Here is a 2,652-nt window from a genome sequence, read left to right as displayed (position 1 = left end):
CCTACGTTGACAAGGAGCCCAGGTGGTGGACCTCCCGCCTCAGAACTGCGGGATTACGTGAACGCGGGACTGGTGGATAACTTGAACGCGAGCCCTTTCAACTGGTGGTTTCCGTGAACGCCGACAGAGTCCAGGGAGAACAGCGAGACGGGCCGTTCCTGGCGGTGGTGAAGGATCAGCGAGACGGCGTCCGAGCTGGTTGCCCCGATCGAGAGCGCGGCCTCTACGGCCCCGGCGAGCTCGCCTACCGACGCGTGCTCGAGAAACCGGAGCACCTTGATGAACTCCCGGGTCCCCACCGAGCCGAGATCCGACTCCAGCCGCCGGCGGAGAAGACCGAAGCACCCCGGCAGCTCCCAGTCCTGAAGGGGCCGGGCCACGTCGAGGGCACCGGGCTTTCGCTCCAGAAGTGCCAGGTAGTGGCGGGGATCGAAGGTGGTCTGCTCTTTGTCCCACGACCGGGGATGGGTGGCCACGACGTCGACGGCAAACCATCGAGCAGACCGAGGGCGTGGAACATCCCGTTCGGGTCTCCCAGGAAGAACGGGAAGTTCTTCACGTCACCAGGTCATCCAGCCCTCGGTGCGGGGCGCTCTGGGAAGATCATCGCCCTCGCCCTTGCGGAGGCCGGCGCGTGTGGCGTGGCGGGCCCGGCGGTTCGACTCCCGTCGCGCCCACTTGGCCTCGCGCCTCCAGAAGTCGCGTCTCCAGAAGTCGCGTCTCCTTCGCATGGACCCGATGGTAACCCGCCGGTGGTGTCAGGACTCCTCGGCGTCCCCCACCTTCACCACGGCCTCCACGATCACGTCCTCCCACGGTATGAGGGAAGGCCCAGGCCGAGGCGCGGGAACCCAAGCGGCAGGATCGCCGTAAGGCCACCCCCGGAGGGGCGCTCCCTCTTGGAGATCGAGCTCCGATACCTCCAGCGCAAGGGGGCCGCGGCCACCCCCCGGGCCAGGTCCGGACCCTCGGGGGGCGAAGAGGCGGCCATGGCCACCAGGTGCGCCCTGAGCTCCCCGGGAGGGGGTGCCTTCTATCGCCTACCCTGGCAGCCGTCACGGAGTGGCCGAAGTAGTTCAGCCAGCCCAGTCGCCTCGTACTCGCCGGCCTTGAGAGCGCTCTGGGAGAAGAGGAAATCGCGGCCTCGTGAAGCCCTGATGAGCGTCTCACCCACATCCCTGGCGGCCTTCGACAAGTTGGGGGCAACGGTCTCAAGATCGTGGCTGACCCGGATGTATCGGGCGCCCGGAAGGTAGAGGGCGGGAGCCAACTGGTCGAACTGGGCACGATCGAGTGTTCCTTGCGCCGCGTCGATGGCCTGTGCAGCTTCCCGCGCATCGGACCAGCCGCGCCGAATAGCCTGGCACCTCGTCTTGGGAGCGTTCTCCGCTAATCCATTCGACTTGTTCTGGGCCGGCGCCGGTGACTGGTTGACCTGAATGAACACCACCAGGCCCACCACGAAGACCGCAGCGGCGATGGCAACCCGCTTGGGGGTCATGACAACCTCCCCGTCTTGTGAAGCCACCGCTCGATGTAAAGGCCGGTTGAAAAGGCTAACGGTGGCCGGTCGAAAAGGTCAGCACCTGGGATCAGATGCTAGCGGGTTCGGGGTCCTCCTTCCATGGCTCCTGGAGGGTCTGCCGTAGCCCTCTCCTTCGGACCCGGCTCGCCTGGCGCCCCCGGCTTTCGGATCCGGGCCTTGGCATCGCGCAGCCGGTAGGACCCGCCCTTCGTCTCGATGATCTGACATCGGTGGGTGAGCCGGTCGAGGGTGGCCCCGGTGAGGCGCTCGGAGCCCAGTACCTCGGTCCAGTGATCGAACGGCAGGTTGGTCGTGAAGATCAGGCTGGTTCGCTCGTACGCGGTTGAGATGACGTCGAACAGCAGCTCGGCCCCGACCTTGGAGGCCGGCACGTAGCCCAACTCGTCGAGCACCAGCAGGTCGAGCTTCCCCAGGCGGGCCCTCAGGCCAAGGAGGGTGCGTTCGTCCCTCGCCTCGATGAGCAGCGTGACGAGCTCGGTGACTCGGAAGAACCGGACCCGGTACCCCCTGGCGCAGGCGGAGGCGGCCAGGCCGATGGCCAAGTGGGTCTTCCCGGTCCCCGGGTTGCCGACGAACAGCACGTTCTCCCTTCGGTCGATGAACTCGCATCGAGCGAGCTCTGCCACGAGCACCTTGTTCACCGAGGGACGGGCGGTGAAGTCGAAGGACTCCAGGGACTTGAGGGTGGGGAACCGGGCCGCCTTCAGCCGGCGCTCGGCGGCCTTGCGCTCTCGCTCCAGGAGCTCCAGCTCGGTGACCTGCAACAGGTAGGTGAGGTGGTCCGAGCCGTCTGAAGCTGCCCTCCGGGCCACCTTCTCGCACTCCGCCCCGATGGTGGGCAGGCGAAGGGCCTTCAGGTGGTGGCGCAGCAGGACCAGGGACTTTGACTGCAGGGTCTTCACGCTGATGCTCCTTTCAGGGAGGCGTACGCGGAGAGGTCGGGCGGGTCGATCCGGTACGGGCGCAGGTGCGGGTGGGAGTCTGTCGACGTTCGCGTTATCCACCAGCGGCGCGTTCACGTAATCCACCACTGGGCCCCTGTGGAGTTCTACTCCATCGCACCTCCTCTCGCCCGTCGCCCCGCAAGGATCTCGGCGAGCTGTCCG

General features: G+C 66.8%; 4 protein-coding genes. All 4 read right to left on the bottom strand.

Translation table 11 applies throughout. The features are described 5' to 3' along the window. Nucleotides 1-53: 53 nt before the first annotated feature. On the bottom strand, nucleotides 54-476 hold the full coding sequence (locus M3Q23_00655) for a hypothetical protein (protein MDP9340624.1): 423 nt from the start codon (nucleotides 474-476) through the stop codon (nucleotides 54-56). 84 nt (nucleotides 477-560) lie between these two features. Further along, nucleotides 561-731: a hypothetical protein gene (locus M3Q23_00650; GenBank protein MDP9340623.1), complete on the bottom strand. Its 171-nt coding sequence runs from the start codon at nucleotides 729-731 to the stop codon at nucleotides 561-563. Nucleotides 732-1,033: 302 nt separating this feature from the next. Further along, a complete protein-coding gene (locus M3Q23_00645; protein MDP9340622.1) occupies nucleotides 1,034-1,501 on the bottom strand; it encodes a hypothetical protein in 468 nt (155 codons plus the stop codon). Between the two features lie 98 nt (nucleotides 1,502-1,599). Further along, nucleotides 1,600-2,439, bottom strand: a complete 840-nt coding sequence (gene istB / locus M3Q23_00640) for an IS21-like element helper ATPase IstB (protein ID MDP9340621.1) — start codon at nucleotides 2,437-2,439, stop codon at nucleotides 1,600-1,602. Nucleotides 2,440-2,652: the final 213 nt, after the last annotated feature.

Source organism: Actinomycetota bacterium (genome assembly GCA_030774015.1).
GTDB lineage: Bacteria > Actinomycetota > UBA4738 > UBA4738 > JACQTL01 > JALYLZ01.
The sequence above is the reverse complement of the archived record's forward strand: the minus strand, read 5'-3'. Positions and strand labels throughout refer to the sequence as shown.